Raw genomic sequence first — 2,426 nt, 5'->3', positions numbered from 1 at the left:
ACCCAGTGAGCAAAACCGCTCCAACGAAAAAGGCGCCTACCTTTCGGTTGGCGCCTTTTCTTTTTCTGTATGGTGCAGCTGTCAGGCCGCTTCGCTCTGCGCCTCGTTGAAGAAGAGCGCCTGGCCGATTGCCGCTTTCACCGTGCTGTGCAGGAAAGGCTTGGTGATGAGGAAAGTCGGCTCCGGGCGCTCGCCTGTCAGCAGGCGCTCGGGATAGGCCGTTATGAAGATGACCGGCACAGAGAAGCGCGAGAAAATGTCCTTCACGGCGTCGATACCGGAGCTTCCATCGGCAAGCTGGATATCGGCGAGCACAAGGCCCGGCTTTCGCGTCGAGACGGCGCTGACTGCTTCATCGCGTGTCACCACGGTTGCCATCACATCATGGCCGAGATCATGAACGATCTGCTCAAGGTCCATGGAAATGATCGGCTCGTCCTCGATGATGAGAACAGTGGTGGCGATCTGCTGGTCGATTTCCTTCAGCGCGGCATCAATAAGGGCCGCAACCTCGGCTTGCTCGACATTGAGGATGGTAGCGGCCTCGCGGTTGCCGAAACCTTCCATGGCGGTGAGCAGCAGGGCCTGCCGGTTGAGCGGCGTCATGCGGGAGAGGCGGCGGGCCACCACCCCTTCGACGCCTTTTGCCTCTTCAGCGGCAGCAGCATCTATGGCGGCGGTAGACCAGATGGCATGGAAAGCGCGGTAAAGCGCCACCCGCACATCAAGTTGCCGGTCGAGAATGCTGTCATCCGCGATGATCGCCTCAAGAAGCGACCGAACGTAGGCATCTCCCGCTTTTTGCGTTCCCGTGAGCGCCCTGGCATAGCGGCGCAGATGGGGCAGAAGCGGGGCAATCTGATCGGCTAGAGACATAGGTTATTAACTCCATATCTGTCTTTCAGAGGATAGCCGGGTTGCGACCCTCTTGTCCGCGACTTAAATTCGAAAAAAGTCGATCTCTCAGGGAACCCTTGGATCGAGAAAGAGTTTCAGCCTCTAGGAAATATTTTCGCGGCCCGGCAGTGGGCAAAGATCGCGCAGTCTGCGCCAGGAGTCGGGTGTAACGTGGTGGATGACACCAAAAACCGGGGGGATGCACGACCGGAGGGCAAATCGGCTGGCTCGCGGGACAAGAGTGAGCAAAATGCCCGTCGTGAAGCATTGGGCACGGGATTGCGCAGGGCCTATCAGGAGGTTCTGAGCGAGCCCATCCCGGACGAATTTTCCGCACTTTTGGCCAGATTGTCGGATGCAGAGGACGGCACCGGGGAGAAATAGCCCCATGTACCAGCGTCGCGGGCCATTCGTGTCGGGACCAAAGAGACAGGGGCTGATATTTGTCATTCTGGTCGACCTCCCTTGACGGGTTGGAGCAGTTGGGTCAGCCCATCGACAGGCGGCTGACGCTGAAGACGCGGGTCGCGCTGCGGCTCGCCCTCATTCTCTTCCCGATCTGCCTGCTTGCCGGCATTGCCCAGTATGGTAATTCGCTTCACATCCGTGCCCTCAATGAAGGTGCGGCAGCGGCGAGGGGGGAGGCCCTGTTCGCCCGACAGCGCAGCGCGCTGAACGAAATCGGCATATTTCTCGAAACGCTCTCCACCTTGCTCGCAAAGAGTGTGGACGATCCGGCGCGCTGCGAGGAAATGCTCCGCACGGTTCTGCAGTCGAACCCCAAGGTCATGTCGCTGCGGCTCCTCACGCCGGACGGCAAGACCGTCTGCCGCGTCTCCACCCTGCCAAGCTCACTTGACCTGTCGGCGACGCCGCCCTGGTTCAAGACATCGATGGAAGCGCCCGAGTTCATCCTTCACGCACCGGAAGTCGCTGCAGCTGAACGCGGCCAGCCCGCAGATCAGCCTGGCGAGCTGATTGCCACCCTGCCCGTCTATGACACGGCCCGGCGTGGCGTTGGCATGCTCGCGGCGCGGGTACCTTCGCGCGTCTTTTCCCTGCCGATCGAAGAAGTGGAGCTTCAGGAAAGCTCGGCAATGGCGATCATCGACCTGAAGTCGCGCATTCTTGTTCAGCAGAGCAAGGGAATGCCGCTTGAGGGCTGGATACCGGCGGGCATTACAAGCAGCGAGCGCACTACAGGCACCTTCATCAAGAGGGGGGCCGATGGGGCGCGCCGTGTCTATGTCACCGCAGCCCTGCCCGGCAATCTTATCGGCATTTATGCACAGGACCCGGATGAGCAGTCGCGGGACATGCACATCATCCTTTATCTCCTTCTTCTCTTCCCACTGCTGATCTGGGTGGCGGCGAGCCTCTTTGCCGGATGGGCGACAGACCATATGGTCATCGAGCCGCTCAACAAGGTGCGGCAGGCAATTCGCCGCTACATAGCAGGCGACGATACGGCACGCATCGAACGCGATCCGGCAGCACCTGTGGAAGTGCAGGCCGTTGCAACGAAATTC

3 protein-coding genes are annotated in these 2,426 nt (G+C 60.1%); 2 read left to right on the top strand and 1 reads right to left on the bottom strand.

What is annotated here, in order from left to right; genetic code table 11:
- Nucleotides 1-81: 81 nt before the first annotated feature.
- Nucleotides 82-876, bottom strand: a complete 795-nt coding sequence (locus WBF74_RS14360) for a response regulator (RefSeq protein WP_424441121.1) — start codon at nt 874-876, stop codon at nt 82-84.
- A 192-nt stretch (nt 877-1,068) separates the two neighbouring features.
- Between WBF74_RS14360 and WBF74_RS14355 the strand changes: the two genes are divergently transcribed.
- Entirely contained in the window at nt 1,069-1,281 is a 213-nt protein-coding gene (locus WBF74_RS14355; protein WP_424441119.1) for a NepR family anti-sigma factor, read from the top strand.
- Between the two features lie 59 nt (nt 1,282-1,340).
- The coding region (locus WBF74_RS14350; protein ID WP_424441117.1) for a cache domain-containing protein at nt 1,341-2,426 on the top strand (1,086 nt) is incomplete at its 3' end.

Origin of the sequence: Parvibaculum sp. (assembly GCF_049672805.1) — a bacterium.
GTDB lineage: Bacteria > Pseudomonadota > Alphaproteobacteria > Parvibaculales > Parvibaculaceae > Parvibaculum.
This window is presented reverse-complemented; position numbering and strand designations above follow the sequence as displayed.